Source organism: Uliginosibacterium silvisoli, from assembly GCF_036017035.1.
GTDB lineage: Bacteria > Pseudomonadota > Gammaproteobacteria > Burkholderiales > Rhodocyclaceae > Viridibacterium > Viridibacterium silvisoli.
The window spans coordinates 1,903,937-1,920,512 of sequence record NZ_JAYXHS010000001.1 but is presented as its reverse complement, the minus strand read 5'-3'; the positions used below and the strand labels follow the sequence as shown (position 1 = coordinate 1,920,512).

General features: G+C 63.7%; 15 protein-coding genes. 11 read left to right on the top strand and 4 right to left on the bottom strand.

Going from position 1 to position 16,576, the window contains the following annotated elements:
• The first annotated feature begins 124 nt into the window (after window positions 1-124).
• The 9 genes from VVD49_RS08725 to VVD49_RS08685 all read left to right on the top strand — a co-directional run bounded on the left by VVD49_RS08725 (window position 125) and on the right by VVD49_RS08685 (window position 7,496).
• Entirely contained in the window at window positions 125-904 is a 780-nt protein-coding gene (locus VVD49_RS08725; RefSeq protein WP_327598753.1) for an ABC transporter ATP-binding protein, read from the top strand.
• Window positions 904-1,626: an ABC transporter ATP-binding protein gene (locus VVD49_RS08720; protein WP_327598752.1), complete on the top strand. Its 723-nt coding sequence runs from the start codon at window positions 904-906 to the stop codon at window positions 1,624-1,626. The genes VVD49_RS08725 and VVD49_RS08720 overlap by 1 nt, the downstream gene beginning before the upstream one ends.
• A gap of 127 nt (window positions 1,627-1,753) precedes the next feature.
• Window positions 1,754-2,968, top strand: coding sequence for an ABC transporter substrate-binding protein (locus VVD49_RS08715; protein WP_327598751.1), 1,215 nt, complete (start codon window positions 1,754-1,756; stop codon window positions 2,966-2,968).
• A gap of 288 nt (window positions 2,969-3,256) precedes the next feature.
• Window positions 3,257-4,141 carry a branched-chain amino acid ABC transporter permease gene (locus VVD49_RS08710; RefSeq protein ID WP_327598750.1) on the top strand — a complete coding sequence of 295 codons (885 nt, stop codon included), beginning with the start codon at window positions 3,257-3,259 and terminating at the stop codon, window positions 4,139-4,141.
• Window positions 4,142-4,402: 261 nt separating this feature from the next.
• Entirely contained in the window at window positions 4,403-5,338 is a 936-nt protein-coding gene (locus VVD49_RS08705; protein ID WP_327598749.1) for a branched-chain amino acid ABC transporter permease, read from the top strand.
• 61 nt (window positions 5,339-5,399) lie between these two features.
• The gene (locus tag VVD49_RS08700) at window positions 5,400-5,921 is read left to right on the top strand and encodes a P-loop NTPase family protein (protein WP_327598748.1); all 522 of its coding nucleotides are present in this window, start codon (window positions 5,400-5,402) and stop codon (window positions 5,919-5,921) included.
• On the top strand, window positions 5,918-6,535 hold the full coding sequence (locus VVD49_RS08695) for a 3'-5' exonuclease (protein ID WP_327598747.1): 618 nt from the start codon (window positions 5,918-5,920) through the stop codon (window positions 6,533-6,535). Before VVD49_RS08700 ends, VVD49_RS08695 begins: the two co-directional genes overlap by 4 nt.
• A 115-nt stretch (window positions 6,536-6,650) precedes the next feature.
• On the top strand, window positions 6,651-7,079 hold the full coding sequence (locus tag VVD49_RS08690) for a DUF4124 domain-containing protein (protein ID WP_327598746.1): 429 nt from the start codon (window positions 6,651-6,653) through the stop codon (window positions 7,077-7,079).
• 45 nt (window positions 7,080-7,124) lie between these two features.
• Window positions 7,125-7,496, top strand: a complete 372-nt coding sequence (locus tag VVD49_RS08685; RefSeq protein ID WP_327598745.1) for an MmcQ/YjbR family DNA-binding protein — start codon at window positions 7,125-7,127, stop codon at window positions 7,494-7,496.
• A gap of 73 nt (window positions 7,497-7,569) precedes the next feature.
• On the opposite strand, the gene VVD49_RS08680 is transcribed toward VVD49_RS08685, so the two are convergent.
• The 4 genes from VVD49_RS08680 to chrA form a co-directional block, all read right to left on the bottom strand.
• On the bottom strand, window positions 7,570-8,187 hold the full coding sequence (locus VVD49_RS08680) for a DUF4125 family protein (protein WP_327598744.1): 618 nt from the start codon (window positions 8,185-8,187) through the stop codon (window positions 7,570-7,572).
• Complete coding sequence (locus VVD49_RS08675; RefSeq protein ID WP_327598743.1) at window positions 8,184-9,119, bottom strand: DUF4037 domain-containing protein; 936 nt, start codon at window positions 9,117-9,119, stop codon at window positions 8,184-8,186. Before VVD49_RS08675 ends, VVD49_RS08680 begins: the two co-directional genes overlap by 4 nt.
• Window positions 9,120-9,133: 14 nt before the next feature.
• Entirely contained in the window at window positions 9,134-10,012 is an 879-nt protein-coding gene (locus VVD49_RS08670) for a tetratricopeptide repeat protein (protein ID WP_327598742.1), read from the bottom strand.
• Between the two features lie 126 nt (window positions 10,013-10,138).
• Complete coding sequence (chrA, locus tag VVD49_RS08665) at window positions 10,139-11,500, bottom strand: chromate efflux transporter (protein ID WP_327598741.1); 1,362 nt, start codon at window positions 11,498-11,500, stop codon at window positions 10,139-10,141.
• Window positions 11,501-11,804: 304 nt separating this feature from the next.
• Here chrA and VVD49_RS08660 point away from each other — a divergent pair, with 304 nt between their 5' ends.
• Window positions 11,805-15,536 (top strand): PAS domain S-box protein, encoded by a 3,732-nt coding sequence (locus tag VVD49_RS08660; protein ID WP_327598740.1) that lies wholly within the window; start codon window positions 11,805-11,807, stop codon window positions 15,534-15,536.
• A complete protein-coding gene (locus VVD49_RS08655) occupies window positions 15,533-16,573 on the top strand; it encodes an HD-GYP domain-containing protein (RefSeq protein WP_327598739.1) in 1,041 nt (346 codons plus the stop codon). The genes VVD49_RS08660 and VVD49_RS08655 overlap by 4 nt, the downstream gene beginning before the upstream one ends.
• Window positions 16,574-16,576 lie beyond the last annotated feature (3 nt).

The window sequence follows — 16,576 nt, the reverse complement described above, 5'->3', positions numbered from 1 at the left end:
ACGCAGCCCTGTACGGGTAATCAATTATGGCGATGGAATCCGCCACGGGTGATGCTCTGCACCTGCCGTCGGCCTGCATCCGCAGTGACGGCATCGTCGTCAGCAGCGAGAGGCGGGCCCGAATTTGAGCACCAGCGATCCCATCCTTGAAACCCTGAATCTGACCAAGGCGTTCAAAGGTTTCGTCGCCGTCAACGGTGTTTCGCTCAAGGTCCGGCGCGGCAGCATCCACGCGCTGATCGGCCCCAACGGCGCCGGCAAGACCACCATCTTCAACCTGCTCACCAAGTTCCTTCCGCCCAGCTCGGGCGCCATCTATTTCAACGGCGTCGACATCACTGGCGAGCGCCCGGCACAGACCGCGCGCCGCGGCATCGTGCGCTCCTTCCAGATCTCCGCCGTGTTCCCGCACATGACCGTGCTCGAGAATGTGCGCGTCGCGCTGCAACGCAAGCGTGGCGACTCCTTTCATTTCTGGAAACCCGAAAGCACGCTCGTGCAACTCAACGAGCGTGCGATGCAGTTACTGGACGAAGTGGGCCTCGCCGCCTTCGCTGAGTCCCTCACCGTCGAGCTGCCCTACGGCCGCAAACGCGCGCTCGAACTGGCCACCACGCTGGCCATGGACCCGGAGCTGATGCTGCTCGATGAGCCCACGCAGGGCATGGGCCATGAGGACGTGCACCGAGTAACGGAAATGATCCGCAAGGTCGCCGCCAATCGCACCATCCTCATGGTCGAACACAACATGAGCGTCGTCTCGTCGATCGCCGACGTCATCACGGTCATGCAGCGCGGATCAATTCTTGCTGAAGGCCCCTACGCCAAAGTCTCGGCCGACCCGCAGGTCATCGAGGCCTATATGGGCACGGGCGTGAGCACGGCCTTGCAGGGAGCACACTGATGGGCGCAGCGGAGAATGTCGTCAGCATCAAGGAACTCAACGCCTGGTACGGCGAGTCACACATCCTGCACGGCGTTAACCTCGAAGTGCGCAACGGAGAGGTCGTCACCCTGCTCGGTCGCAACGGCGCAGGACGCACGACCACGCTGCGCGCCATGATGGGGCTCACCGGTGCGCGCAAGGGGTCGATCAGCGTCAGCGGTGTCGAGACCATCCATCTGCCATCGCACCGCGTCGCACGCCTCGGCATCGGCTACTGCCCCGAAGAGCGCGGCATCTTCGCCAGCCTCACGGCAGAAGAAAACCTCATGCTGCCACCGAGGCTCGGCAAGGCAGAGGACAGCCACGCCATGTCGGTCGAGGAAATCTACGCCATGTTTCCCAACCTGCGGGAACGTGCGAAGAGCCCCGGCACACGCCTGTCCGGCGGAGAGCAACAGATGCTCGCCGTCGCGCGCATCCTGCGCACCGGTGCGCGGCTCCTGCTGCTTGACGAGATCTCCGAGGGGCTCGCGCCCGTCATCGTGCAGAAGCTCGGCGAGGTCATCCGGACCCTGAAGCAAGCCGGCTACACCATCCTGCTGGTCGAACAGAACTTCCGCTTCGCCGCCCCGCTCGCCGACCGTTTCTATGTGATGGAGCACGGCAAGGTGGTGCTCGAGTTTACGCAGGCAGAGTTGCCAGAGCACATGAACACGTTGAATGAGTTGTTGGGAGTGTGAGGTGACGAAACTCCCTCACTCCGTCATTCCCGCTTTCGCGGGAATGACGGTCTTGTTTGATTGACGTCCCTACCCGTTTCCGCACCACCCCATGGCCACCCGACCATGCGCACCACAGGAGGCAATCATGAAACTGAAAGCACTTAGTCTTGCCCTCGCCACCGCCCTGCCACTTGCTTTCAGCATGAGCGCAGCCCAGGCGCAGGTCTCCGGCACCAGCGTGAAGATCGGCTTCATCACCGACATGTCCGGCCTCTACGCTGACCTCGACGGGCCCGGCGGCACGGAAGCGATCAAGATGGCCATCGCCGACTTCGGCGGCAAGGTGCTCGGCAAACCCATCGAAGTTGTTTCCGCCGACCATCAGAACAAGGCTGACGTCGCCAGCTCGCTGGCGCGCGAGTGGATCGACCAGCAAGGCGTGGACATGCTCATCGGCGGCACCAACTCCGGCGCCGGCATTGCCATCGCCAAAGTGGTTGGCGAAAAGAAACGCCCTTACTTCAACATCGGCGCGGGCTCGACGCGGCTGACCAATGAAGACTGCACGCCCTACACCGTGCACTACGCCTACGACACGGCAGCGCTCGCCAACGTGACTGGCGCGGCCATCGTCAAGGGCGGCGGCAAGTCGTGGTACTTCCTCACTGCGGACTACGCCTTCGGCATATCGCTCGAAACCGATACCGCTACTGCCGTGAAGGCTGCGGGCGGCACGGTCGTGGGCTCGGTCAAGCACCCGCTGTCCGCCTCCGACTTCTCGTCCTTCATGCTGCAGGCGCAGTCGTCGAAAGCGCAGGTGCTCGGCCTCGCCAACGCGGGCGGCGACTTCATCAACTCGGTCAAGGCAGCACGTGAGTTCGGCGTCACCAAGAACATGAAGCTGGCCGGCCTGCTGGTCTTCATCACCGACGTCCACAGCCTCGGCCTGCAAGCCACACAGGGCCTGCAGCTCACGGACGGCTGGTACTGGGACTCCTCACCCGAGACGCGCGCCTGGTCCAAGCGCTTCTTCGAGAAGATGAAGAAGATGCCGTCGATGGCACAGGCTGCCGACTATTCCGCCACGCTGACCTACCTCAACGCCGTGAAGGCCGCCGGCACGGATGACGCCGACAAAGTCATGGTCGAGCTGAAGAAGGCCAAGATCAACGACGTCTTCGCCAAGGGCGGCTACATCCGCCAGGACGGCCGCATGATCCACGAGATGTACCTGCTCGAAGTGAAGGGGCAGGCAGAGTCAAAGTACCCGTGGGACTACTACAAGGTGATCGCCAAGGTGCCGGGCGAGCAGGCCTTCCAGCCGCTGGAGAAGTCGACTTGTTCGTTTGTGAAGAAGTGATTTGCGCTCCCCTCTCGCGCTTGCGGGAGATGGGTCGGTGGAGAGGGTTGCAACAAGCAATACCCCGCTTGCCGCCTCCGCCCTCACCCGGCGCTGTCGCGCCCCCTCTCCCACGCCTGGGAGAGGGGACTGCAGACAGTTCGCGATATGTGAGGCCCGGACAGCTGGTTGCCTTCCCCTCTACCGCTTGCGGGAGAGGGTGGCGCGACAGCGCCGGGTGAGGGTCACGTAGCAAAACGACAGAGCAAATTTCGACACAAGACACACCAAGCGTCTGACAAATAATTGATGAACCCCTTCGACATCCCCGTCCAGGCCCTCCTCGGCCAGCTCCTCATCGGCCTCGTCAATGGCTCCTTCTACGCCATGCTGAGCCTGGGTCTCGCCGTCATCTTCGGCCTGCTGGGCATCGTCAACTTCGCCCACGGCGCGCTGTACATGATGGGTGCATTCGGCGCCTGGATCCTGATGAACAAGTTCGGCCTCAACTACTGGTATGCGCTCGTACTCGTGCCACTCAGCATCGGCGCGCTCGGTGTCGTCGTCGAGCGCCTGTTCCTCAAACGCCTCTACAAGCTCGATCCGCTCTACGGCCTGCTACTGACCTTCGGCCTCGCCCTCATCGCCGAAGGCATCTTCCGCGATCAGTTCGGCGTCTCCGGCCAGTCCTACAACGTACCGGACGCACTGCAGGGCGCCACCGATCTCGGCTTCATGATCCTGCCCAACTACCGCGCCTGGGTCGTGCTCGCCTCGCTCGTCACCTGCCTCGGCACCTGGTTCGTCATCGAGCGCACACGCCTCGGCGCCACCCTGCGCGCCGCGACTGAGAATGCGCCCATGGTGCAGTCCTTCGGCATCAACGTGCCGGTCATGGTGATGCTCACCTACGGCGCCGGCGCCGCCCTCGCCGCCCTCGCCGGCGTGCTCGCTGCACCCGTCATCCAGGTCACGCCACTGATGGGCTCCAACATCATCATCGTCGTCTTCGCCGTAGTGGTCATCGGCGGCATGGGTTCCATCCTCGGCTCGGTGCTCACCGGCCTCGCCCTGGGCCTCATCGAAGGCCTCACGCGTGTCATCTACCCGGAGGCATCCAACATCGTCGTCTTCGTCATCATGGCCATCGTGCTGGTGCTGCGCCCCGCAGGGCTGTTCGGGAAGGAGGCGTGACATGTTGATGAACTCACAAGAATTCGTCATCCCGGCGAAGGCCGGGATCCAGCACAGCTGGAAAACGGCGAAGACACTGGATTCCGGCCTTCGCCGGAATGACGAAGATGTGAGGGCACATCGACTTACAACCGTTCGTGCTGAGCGTAGAGAGCGAAGCGAGCAGAGTCGAAGCATGGGCCCACACCTCGACTCCGTTTCACTACGCTCAGTGCGAACGGTTTCGGGCAATCACGCAGACCCAGATGGCAACTGAATAACATGCGCCAAGCCAAGTATCTCTACCTCGCCTTGCTCGCCGTCGCACTCCTCGCGCCCCTGCTCGGCCTCTACCCCGTCTTCGTCATGAAGCTGCTGTGCTTCGCCATCTTCGCCTGCGCCTTCAACCTGCTGCTCGGCTACACCGGCCTGCTGTCCTTCGGCCACGCCGCCTACTTCGGCTCCGCCGCTTACGTCACCGGTTATCTCGTCAAGAACCTGCACTTCACGCCGGAGCTGGCCATCCTCGCCGGCATGGCCTTCGCCGCCGTATCGGGTCTCGTCGTCGGCGGCATGGCAATACGCCGGCAAGGCATCTACTTCGCGATGATCACGCTGGCACTCGCGCAGATGCTCTACTTCGTCTGCCTGCAGATGCGCTTCACGGGCGGCGAAGACGGCCTGCAGGGCGTTCCGCGCGGCAATCTGTTCGGCGTGCTGCCACTCGCCAGCGATACGACGATGTACTACTTCGTTCTCGCCCTCTTCGTCGCCGTCTTCCTGCTCATCCGGCGCATCGTGCACTCGCCCTTCGGCCAGATCCTCAAGGCCATCCGCGAGAACGAACCGCGCGCCATCTCCCTCGGCTACGACGTCGCCCGCTACAAGCTGCTCGCCTTCGTGCTCTCCACCGCGCTGGCCGGCATGGCCGGCTCGCTCAAGACCCTCGTCTTCGGCTTCGCAACGCTGTCGGACGTGCACTGGTCCATGTCCGGCGAAGTCATCCTCATGACGCTGCTCGGCGGCGTCGGCACCTTCCTCGGCCCCGTCCTCGGCGCAGGCATCGTCGTCGCACTGCAGGACACCCTCGCCGACAAGGTCGGCTCGTGGGTCAGTGTGATCATCGGCGTGATTTTTGTGGTGTGCGTGATGGCGTTCAGGCGCGGCATCGTAGGAGAGGCGTTCGCACTCTTCGCACGCAAGAAAAAGTCTGTATAAGCTGCTGCGACCAGCGACGGACACACGCACCTCGCATTTATCGTCTGCAGACTCTCTATCCGTGCATCGCATACTCGTCATTGGCAACGCAGGCTCCGGCAAGAGCACGCTGACTGCATCGCTTGCGGCGAATACCGGGTTGCCCAACACGGGACTCGACAAGGTGGTGTGGCAAGCGGGCTGGGGTCGTACGCCGCGCGCAGAACGACTCGCACAGGAACAAGCAATCGCAGCAGGCTCAGCCTGGATCGTGGACGGCGTTTCCGACCTCTTGCTGGACGCTGCTGACACCGTCATCTTCCTCGACTATTCGCGGCGCAGATGCTTCTGGCGTGTGCTTTGTCGCAACCTGCCTTATCTGTTCCGTTCTCGCCCAGGCTTGCCTGAGCGTTGTCCGGAAATCCTCATCGTTCCGACGCTAGTGAAAATCATCTGGCGATTTCCAAAGAATGTTCGGCCGAAGATCCTTGCAGCGTGCCGGTCGCAAGGCAAGAAACTGTTTCACATCCGAAACGATCGCGAATTGCGAGATCTTCTTTCTAGCGATAGCCTTGGCTTCTTAGTCAAGAGAGCACAAGAATGAAAAAGAAAGGCCCCTCGAAAGAAGTCACCGCCCTGCTTGAACCCTTTCCGGGCCTTACGTTGGAACAAGTCGTCGTGCCCGCCACACAGGATGAATTCGCTGCGGCGGCTGCCGAGATCAAGACCGCAGGCGTCGCGGGTTTCGATACCGAATCGAAGCCGACCTTCAACGTCGGCGACATCAGCAAGGGCCCGCACGTCGTGCAGTTCGCGATTGCCAACAAGGCCTTCATATTCCAGGTACATCACGAGGCAGCGCGCCCCTTCCTCGTCGAGCTGCTGCAATCGCCAGACGTACTCAAGGTCGGCTTCGGCCTGAAGTCGGATCACAGCCAGATCCGCGCAAAGTTCGGCACGGGGCTCAATGCCGTGCTCGATCTGGACACCGCATTCCGCAAGGATGGGTACAGCGGCGACATGGGCGTGCGGGCTGCCATCGGCCTGGTGCTCAACCAGAACTTCCGCAAATCGAAGTCGATCACGACCACCAACTGGTCGCTGCGCGAGCTCTCGCCTGCGCAACTGCTCTACGCCGCCAACGACGCCTATGCGGCGCTGAAGGTGTACGAAGGGCTCAGGCTCGCGCGGCCGGAACTTCTCGTATCTGCGAGCTGAGCAGGATCACCCCGCGCATGGGTCCGCACCACAACCAGCCGGCATAACAAGGGCATAATCCGTCTCGGGCCGGCACTGCCGGATGTTCTGACCCCGAGAGTGGATATAACCAAGAATGAAGACCCGATACCTGGCACTGGCCTGTGCCATGAGCATTGCAACCGGAAGCGCTGCAGGCGCTGTTTACAAGTGGGTGGATGAGCGCGGCGTGACGCAGTACGGCGACGTGGTTCCGGAGAAGTACGCCGAGAAGTCGAAGAAGGCCGACGTCATCAATACCAACCCCACGTCGCTGGATCAGTCCGCGGCTCAGCGCAGGCGCGCCCAGGACCAGCGTGAGGTGGATCGACTGGAGGCCACGCCGAAATCCTCTTCGATCAAGAACGACAACAAGACAGCAGGCAATGCCTCCGACTGCCAGAGGCAATGGGACATATATGCTTCGAGCACAGCCTGCTTCAGTCGCTATCGTCTGCCCAACGGCAACCTGCGGTCGGGCGCAAGCAATTGCCCGGAAGTGCCCGCACCAACCTGCCGGCGCTGACGCCGGGAGCCCGGGCCGTGCAGGCACACCTTCTCTGAGGCCGTCATGACCCGCACCGAACTGGAAGTGCTCTGCAGGAATTTCCCGGGCGCGATCGAGACCCTGATGGGTGCGCCTTCGAACGTTCTGGTCTATTCGGTGGGCGGCAAGAACTTCGCGTATTTCAAGACCAGCGAGCCCGAGAAGTGGCGCTTCAGTTTTCGCGTGACACCGGAGCGCTTCGTCGAGCTGACCGACGTGCCGGGTGTGAAGCCGGCGCGCTACATGGGGCGTTTCCACTGGGTGACGGTCGTGGAAGTTCACAGGTTTCCCGCCGACTATCTCGCCGAGCTGGTGACCTGGTCTTACCGCAAGGCATTCAACTCGCTGACCAGGGTCAGGCGCGCAGAGATAGGTGGCCAGCCTTCAGCACGCTGAAACCGCTCGATACGAGCGTGCTGAAATCCTCGACGCCCTGCCCGATGCGGGTGCAAGGGCAGCACACGCAGACTCATGCAGCCTGCATGTTCTGTAGTTTGCGCTCTGCGTCAGCCACGTCCTTGTAGCCATAGAGAACGGCCGTGTGATTCATGGCGGCGGTGGTCATATTCCTGTGGCGCAGCGCCCATAGCGCGATCATCTGCTCGTACGCCAGCAGCGTGGCTGCCGAATAGGTGCCCAGCTCGCCGCGCAGATAGGTCTCAAAGGAAGTGCCCGTCGGCGTGTCCTGCTCCGTGCGGATCAGCCGCGCCTGACTCGACAGCGCGGGGTATTCCGCGGCGAAGTCCTCGCGCCAGGCAACTTGTTGCGCAACGATGGTCTTGATGGCGCCGCGCTGCCAGTCGCTGAGCTGAGGTAGCGTGTGCGCGAAGGTGGCGTAACGCTCCGGCGCGGTGGAGGCCATCATGCGCGCGTATTTCTCCTGCACGAGGTTGCGGCCGGAGCGCTGCGCAACATCGAGATCCGCGCAATAGCTGACGAGGGTTTGCGGGTCCCAGCACAGGAACTGGCTCTTGCGCATGATCTCGAAGGTGGCGTAGTCGTCCTGGCAACTGGCACGCCCACCTTCATTGCGCACCAGGCGGAAGGCGCGCCATTCCATGGCGATGATTTCTTCGATGATTGTCATGTGGGCTGAGCCTGCAGGTCGTAGGGACGTGTTGCCACGCGAGCCATCGTCGGGAGTGCTGCACCGAGAATGTTGTCGACGTGCGCTTCGAGGAAAGCATCACCGGGAAAGGTGTAGCCGAACCTGATGAGTGTCTGCAGCGCCTCGTCGCATATCTTCTCGACCATGCGCTGGCTGGCCAGCGGCAGCGTGTGGCTCAAGCGATCGAGGCGCGCATGCATGTTGGCGAGTAGAGGCATGTGCTGGGTACTGCGATGCAGCCACTTGTAGAACGGCGTGTAACAGCCGTTGAGTGCATGCACCAGCTGGCAGGTACTGCGGATGAATTCGGCCTGCGCAAGGAACGCCGCGCTCGTCTCGCCACGCTGTAGCGAACGCGGCAGATTGTATTGACCGCTCTGCGCCATGCTGGCGACGGCGTTTGCAATTTTTCGACGCCTTACTGTCTCCGGGTAATAGCCCTGCAAGCAGCTGCGGATATGGCTGAATCCGCCGAGCGGATCGCTGAAGACGGCGCCATTCACAGCGGTGGCAAGCCGCTCCTCCGGAATCTGCAACCAGTCCGCATCGCTGACCGGCAACTCGGGAGCACCGAGAAAGCGCGTGTAGAAAGCGGAGATGGAGAAGACTCCCACGCGCTGGTCGCTGCGCGGCGTGGCACGGCGTGGCATGCTGCCGGCAAAGCTCTTGGGCAGTCGGTCATAGCCGGCCTGCAATGCGGGCCCGATGACGGCATGGTCCTCGTCGGCAAGCCAGATACAGAAGCCGGGGCCGAAGTCGTGATCGCGCGAGAACTCGTCATCGAAACCAAAACACTCCGAGCCCGGCCCGACGAGGCCTGTGGCGATACGCTGGCGATAGCCTGCGTAAGGCGCAAGCAATGCGTCGATGCAATGGTCATGATACTGGCGGGCGAGCATCAGGCCCTTCATGGCAGCCTCTACCCTCAGTGCAACGCACCGCGCACGCGCGCTGCCTCGGCCTGCAAGGTCGAGCCGTAGACCGCGTCTACATCCTCATAGACCACGGCGAGGCTCTCCAGCGTCACGGCGTATTGCGCATTCCTGCCATAGCGCAACTCGATCTGCTCCAGGGCGCGCTCGTAGCAACTGATCGCCTCGTGCAGATTGCCCTCGCGATAGCACAGCTCACCCAGCGCAGCGAGGGCGGCGCCGTAGTGCGCGCTGACGCTCTTCTGCCGCTTGAACAAGCGCACGGCGTCGTCGAGATCGCTGCGCGCCTCGGCTAGACGACCGCAACGCATCTTCGAGAGCGCGAGATTCGTGTAGGTCACCGCCTGCTCGGCTTCTCCCTGCGAGCCCTCCACCAGCACCAGGGCCATCTGCAGGTACTTGATGGCCTTGGTGTGGTCGTTCAGCGCCTGCCAGGCAAGGCTCAGGTTGTTGTACAGGCTGGCGAGCAGATGCGGATCATCGACGCGCTCTTCCCGGTAGATGTTCGAGACTTGTTCATACATGTCGACCGCCGTGACGGCCTTGCCCGCCGCGCGATAGGCGGTGGCGATGTTCAGCAACGTGGTTGCGTAGTGCAGCGTGCCGCGCAAACCCATCTCGTCCATCAGCTTGATCGCCTTGCTGGCGACAGACAGACTCTCTTCCACCCGGCTCACGCTGCGGTAGTAGCTCAACAACTCGTTGAGCAGCGTGAGGGCTGAGCCATTGTCGCGTTCGGCAAAGGCCTGCCCGAGATTCACAAGCAACAGCGTTTCGATCTGTCCGTATTCCTTTTTCAGGAAATGGCTGTCGAGTTTGCTCAACACGTTCTGCACGTTCATGGTCTGGCTCTCCGCTATCCGGTGTGCCATGCATGCTAGTCATGCGGACGGGCTGCTTCCTTGCGCAATGCCGGGTTGGCACGCGAAAGGGACGGGAAAAATCGCAGACTGCTGATCTGCGTCAAATGCTGCGGAACCGCCTCTCCCCTTCCGGCTTCAGCCGTGCAGCAACTTGACCGACAGGCCGATCACCGCGCACGCCAGAATCACGTGTATGACATTGCGTTTGAACCTGAACAAGGCAATGGCTGCTGCGAGTGCGATGAGCGCCGCGATCCAGTCGAATGCTCCGGCAAAGCCCTTTGGCCACAGCACGTGGTAGCCGAAGAACAGCGCAAGGTTGAGGATCACGCCGACCACTGCGGCGGTAATGGCCGTCAGTGGTGCTGTGAATTTGAGATCGTTGTGCGTGGACTCCACCAGCGGCCCGCCCGCGAGGATGAACAGGAACGAGGGCAGGAAGGTGAACCAGGTCACCAGCGTGGCCGCTGCCGCGCCGGCGAGAAAGAGGTGGTCCGCACCGAACAGCGCGCTGAGTTGCGGGCTCTGGTAGCCACCGACAAAACCGACGAAAGCCACCACCATGATGAGCGGGCCCGGCGTGGTCTCGCCGAGCGCGAGGCCATCTATCATCTGCGTTGGCGTGAGCCAGTTGTAGTGAGTCACTGCGCCTTGATAGACATAGGGCAGCACCGCGTAAGCCCCGCCAAAGGTCAGCAGCGCGGCCTTGGTAAAGAACCAGCCGAGTTGCGTGAAGGTGTGCGGCCAGCCGTAGGAAAGCGTGAGCAATGCCATCGGTATGAGCCACAGCAGCGCGCCAACCACCACGATGCGGGCCAGGCCGGACCACGAGAAGCGTGCGTGAGCGGGCGTTGGCGTGTCGTCGTCGATGAGCGCACGGCCGAAGGATTTTTCCGCCTTGCCATGGCCGCCGCCGGCCTTGAAGAATTCGGGGCGGGTACGCCCGCCAAGGTAGCCGATGAGCCCTGCGCCGAGCACGATGAGCGGGAAAGGCACATCGAGCGCAAAGATCGCCACGAAGGATGCCGCCGCGATCGCCCACAACACATTGTTCTTCAGTGCGCGCCCGCCGATGCGATGCGCGGCCTGCAAGACGATGGCCGTCACCGCCGGCTTGATGCCATAGAAAAGACCCGCCACCACCGGCACCTCACCGAAGGCGATATAGACCCACGACAGCACGATGAGGATCAGCAGCGAGGGCAGCACGAACAACGCACCGGCGACGATGCCGCCCCAGCTGCGATGCATCAGCCAGCCGATGTAGGTGGCGAGTTGCTGGGCCTCGGGACCGGGCAAGACCATGCAGTAGTTGAGGGCGTGCAGGAAGCGCTTCTCGCTGATCCAGCGGCGGTTCTCGACCAGCTCCTGATGCATGATGGAAATCTGCCCGGCCGGGCCGCCGAAGCTGATGAAGCCGAGCTTGAGCCAGAACAGGAAGGCCTGCCAGAAACTCACTGCGGGCGGTGGGGAGGTGTCATGCGCTGACTGGCTCAATTCCTTCTCCGGATTTCTTCTCAGATTTGATGACTGAACGCCAGCCTGGGGCAATGCAGTTCCCCCGGGCGGACCGCGTCGATCATCGTCATCCCCGCAAGTGGATCGTTACGCCAGGCGGCAAGCCCGCGCGGGGCGCACAGTGTGCCATGGCCGTCGCCTTGCCGCGCTGGCCCCTGCCAGCACTGTGAATTTCTGTTTTTTCGCGCCGTAGCGCTACAAGCAACGAACAGGCTGCCGTTAAGCAAGGATCGAAGGCACGGCCTTGCGTCTGCCGTGCCCCCCAGATTTGCTACGGAAGCCTATGTTCGACCCCAGCCGCATGTTCCTTTTCGACACAGCCCCCGGGCTGCTGCTCGTCGGCAGCTACCAGCCCTGGCTGGTCGTGCTGTCGGTCGGCATCGCCATCTTCGCGGCGACCATGGCGCTACAGGTGGCCGGCATGGCACGCCAGACCGACGTTGTCCTGCATCGTCAGGTGGCGGTGGTGACGGGTGCACTGGCACTCGGCGGCGGCATCTGGGCGATGCATTTCATCGGCATGCTGGCGTTCAGCCTGTGCGTGGCGGTCGAGTACGCGCCGGGCATCACGCTGCTGTCCCTGCTACCGGGGCTGGCCGCGTCCTGGGTGGCGTTGCAACTCCTCATCCAGCCTCGCATCACGCGCTGGCAACTGGGCACGGGCGGCGTGCTGGTCGGCGCCGGCATCGGCACCATGCATTACAGCGGCATGGCAGCGATGCAGATGGCGCCCTCGCTGCGCTACGACCCGGTCGGCTTCGGCATCTCCATCGTCGTCGCCGTGGCGCTGGCCATTCTTGCGCTGGGGGTGCGCTTCGGCAATGGCGGGCGCGGCTGGCTGGCGGACCGCATCGGCCCGCGCTGGGGCATCCTGCCGAGCGGCATCATCATGGGCCTGGCCATCGCCGGCATGCATTACACCGGCATGGCGGCAGCGCGTTTCGTCGGCGTCGAAGAACCCGGCAGCGCCATGGCACTCAACACCGGCTTCGTTGCGCTCGCCGTCGCGCTGGTCGTGGTGACACTGGCCGTCTTCGTCGCGGCGGCCAACAGTCTGCTGCGCTACCGCGAGCTGTATCGTCGGATGCAGTTCAACGAATCGCGTCTGCAAGCAGTGTTCGACACGGCGGCCGACGGCATGATGACGATCGACAGCGACGGCATCGTGCGCGACTTCAATCCGGCGGCAGAACGCATCTTCGGCTGGGCAGCGAGCGAGGTCATCGGCAAACCCGCCAACATGCTGGTGAGCAGTGAGGACGGCAGCGCTTACGACCAGCGCCGGCGCGAATACCTCGCGGACGGCAAGGCGCTCTGGCTGGGCCAGGGCCGCGAGCTGAGCGGCATGCGCAAGGATGGCAGCCAGCTGCCGATCCGCGTCGCCATCGGCCGCATGACCCTGCCGGGCAAGCCGCTGTTCGTCGCCGTGGTGACCGACATCAGCGAACGCCATGCGATGGAACAGTCCCTGCGCGGCAGCGAGCAACAGCTGCGCACCCTGATCCGCAACATGCCGGGCGTGAGCTTCCGCTGCCTCTTCGACGAATTGTGGAGCCTGGTCTTCGTCAGCGACGCCGTGACGGGCGTCACCGGCTGGGAGCCCGACGAGTTCATGCACGGCCGGCGCGGCTGGAAAAGCCTCGTGCATCCCGACGACTACGCCCAGCTCGCCAACGACGTGGCGCAGGCCATTGCCGAGCGGCGCAGCTACGAGGCGACCTACCGCATCGTCGTGCGCGACGGCAGTGAGCGCTGGGTGTGGGAATCCGGCACGCCGGAGTTCGACGCGCAGGGCAATGCCTTGTGGGTAGATGGCGTCTTGCTCGACGTGACCGACACACGCCGCCGCAGCGCCGAATTCGAAGGCACGGTGCACGCCCTCAGTCGCTCGCTGGCCGTCGTCGAGTTCGACCTGTACGGCCAGGTACTGAGCGCCAACGATAACTTCCTGCAACTCACGGGTTACCAGCTCGACGAGTTGCGCGGCCGGCATCACGGCATCCTGTGCGACCCACAATACGTGCACAGCGATGCCTACACCGACCTGTGGGCGCGCCTCGGTCGTGGCGAGTTCGACGCAGGCGAGTACCTGCGTTTCCGCAAGGACGGCCGCCCGTACTGGATACAGGCCACTTACAACCCCGTCTATGGTGCCGATGGTCGCCTGCAGAAGATCATCAAGTTCGCCACCGACATCACCGCACGCAAGCAGATGGAGCAGGACCTGCGCGAAGCGAAAGAGCGCGCCGAGCAGGCCGCCACCGCACGCGCCGCCTTCCTCGCCAACATGAGTCACGAGATCCGCACACCGATGAACGCCATCATCGGCTTCACCGATGTGCTGCTCGACGGCGAACTGGTCGGCGACCAGCGCCGCCATCTCGAGACCGTGCGCAACGCCTCGCGCGCACTGCTGCGCCTGCTCAACGAAATTCTCGATTCGGCCAAGCTCGACCGTGGCGCGGTCGAGCTGGAGCTCGGCGACTTCGATCTGCTCGCGCTGATCGACGAGATCTCCTCCACGCTATCGGGCAGCCTGCGCGACAAGGGCCTCAAGTTCCATCTCGACTATGACAAGGCACTTGGCAATACATATCGCGGCGATGCGCTGCGCGTGCGCCAGGTCATCACCAACCTGTTCTCCAACGCCATCAAGTTCACCGAGCGCGGCGAGATTGCGCTCAGCGTAAAGCCCGAGGGCGACGCCCTGCACTTCAGCGTGCGCGACACCGGCATCGGCATTCCGCCCGACCGCATCGCCGCCATCTTCGACCCCTTCACGCAGGCCGATGCCTCGATGAGCCGCCGCTTCGGTGGCACCGGCCTCGGCACCACGATCAGCAAGCAACTCGTCGAGCTCATGGGCGGGCGCATCTGGGTTGAGAGCGAGGTGAGCGTGGGCTCGGTCTTCCACTTCGTGCTGCCCCTGCCCGCGGCCGAACAGGGCACTGCACCGGTAGACGGGCGCCGCGCCACGCTCAAGCTGCCGCCGCTGCGCGTGCTCGCCGTCGACGATGTGCGCCAGAACCTCGAACTGCTGAGCATCATCCTGCGCCGCTACGGCCACACCGTCGTACTGGCCAACGACGGTGCCAGTGCGGTGGCCTTCGCCACCTCCGACCGTTACGACGTGATCCTCATGGACGTACAGATGCCAGGCATCGACGGGCTGGAAGCCACGCGCCGCATCCGTGCCCGCGAACAGGCGGGCAACAGTCCGCGCGTGCCCGTCATCGCCCTTACCGCAAGCGTGATGGATGCCGACCGCGACGCTGCACGCCAGGCCGGCATGGATGGCTTCGCGTCCAAACCCGTCGAACTGCTGGCGCTCAGCCGCGAGATCGCACGCGTGCTGGGCCTGCGCGATGTCGAGATCAGCAGTGAGCCGGTGGTACGTTCGCGTCAGACCCTGGCCACGCGCAGCGGCCTGATGCGCTGGGGTGGCGAACGCGCGAGCTGGGTCGGTGCCCTGCTACGCCTGGCCGACGACCTGCCGCTCGCCATGCGCACACTTGGCGCGCACCTCGCCAACCGGCGCGAAGCAGACGCGCGCAGCGAAGCGCATCGCCTGCGCGGCCTCGCCGGCAATCTGGGCCTCGAACATCTGGCCGACGCCCTCGAACAACTCGAGAGCGCCTGTGCCGCAGCCGCGCACGAACCTTCGCGCCTTGCCGGCATCCAGGCAGCCCTGAACGACACGGAGCACGCCTGCGAACGCGCCCTGGCCGCGGTGGCCAGCGAGACCGTCGCGGAGCGCGCACGCGAGCAAGCGGCGCAAACGCAGCTCGACATGGACTACGCCACGTTGCGCAGCGCCGGCAGCAGGCTCATCGAAACGCTCGGCCAGGGCGCGCTCGACGACGAAGCCCTGGCCCGCTTCAGCGCGGCGATGCCTGCCGGCATCCCGCAGTTGCAGACCTTGCAGCGCTTCATCGACGACTTCGATTTCGCAGCGGCCCGCCAGCACCTGGCCACCTTCCTCGATGCCTTGCAGGAGACGGAGACCTCTCCATGACCCCACCGGACACGCGCCCCAGCCTGCTCCTCGTCGACGACGAGCCCGCCAACCTGCAGCTACTTCGCCAGATCCTGCAGCACGATTACCGCCTGTTGTTCGCCAAGGACGGCGCACGCGCCATCGAGCTGGCGCGACAGGAACGCCCCGACCTCATCCTGCTCGACGTCATGATGCCGGGCATGACAGGCTACGACGCCTGCCGCGCACTCAAGCACGACGCACTCACCGCGCACCTGCCGGTGATCTTCGTCACTGCGCTGTCAGACATGAGCGACGAGCTGGAAGGCTTCAACGCCGGTGCCGTCGACTACATCACCAAGCCACTGTCACCGCCCATCGTGCGCGCCCGCGTGCGCAACCATCTCTCGCTGGTACGGGTGGACGAGCTGCGCGAGAGCCGCCTGCAGATCGTGCAGCGACTCGGCCTTGCCGCCGAGTACAAGGACAACGAGACCGGCAAGCATGTCATCCGCATGAGTCATTTCTCGCAACGTCTGGGTCGCGCCATCGGCATGAGCGAACGCGAGGCGGACGATCTGCTCAATGCAGCGCCCATGCATGACATCGGCAAGATCGGCATCCCCGATCGTATCCTGCAGAAACCGGGCAAGCTCGACGCCGAAGAGTGGGCCATCATGCAGACACATGCCGCCATCGGCGCAGACATCATCGGCGAGCACGAAGGCGGCATGCTGGCCATGGCGCGCCGCATCGCCCTGACCCACCACGAGAAATGGGACGGCAGCGGCTACCCCAATCGCCTCGCAGGCGAAGACATCCCGCTCGAAGGACGCATCATCGCCGTCGCCGACGTTTTCGACGCGCTGACCTCGGTGCGTCCCTACAAGCGGGCCTGGTCCGTCGACGAAGCGGTCACCCACATCCGCGACGGCGCAGGCCAGCATTTCGATCCGCAGCTCGTCGAGCTCTTCATCGCCGACCTGCCGGCGATGATAGAGATCAAGGAGCGCTGGGCGGAAGACGCGGACACACAGACGGACAACGCCGCCACAGGCGTTCCCGCCGCGGCCTGACGC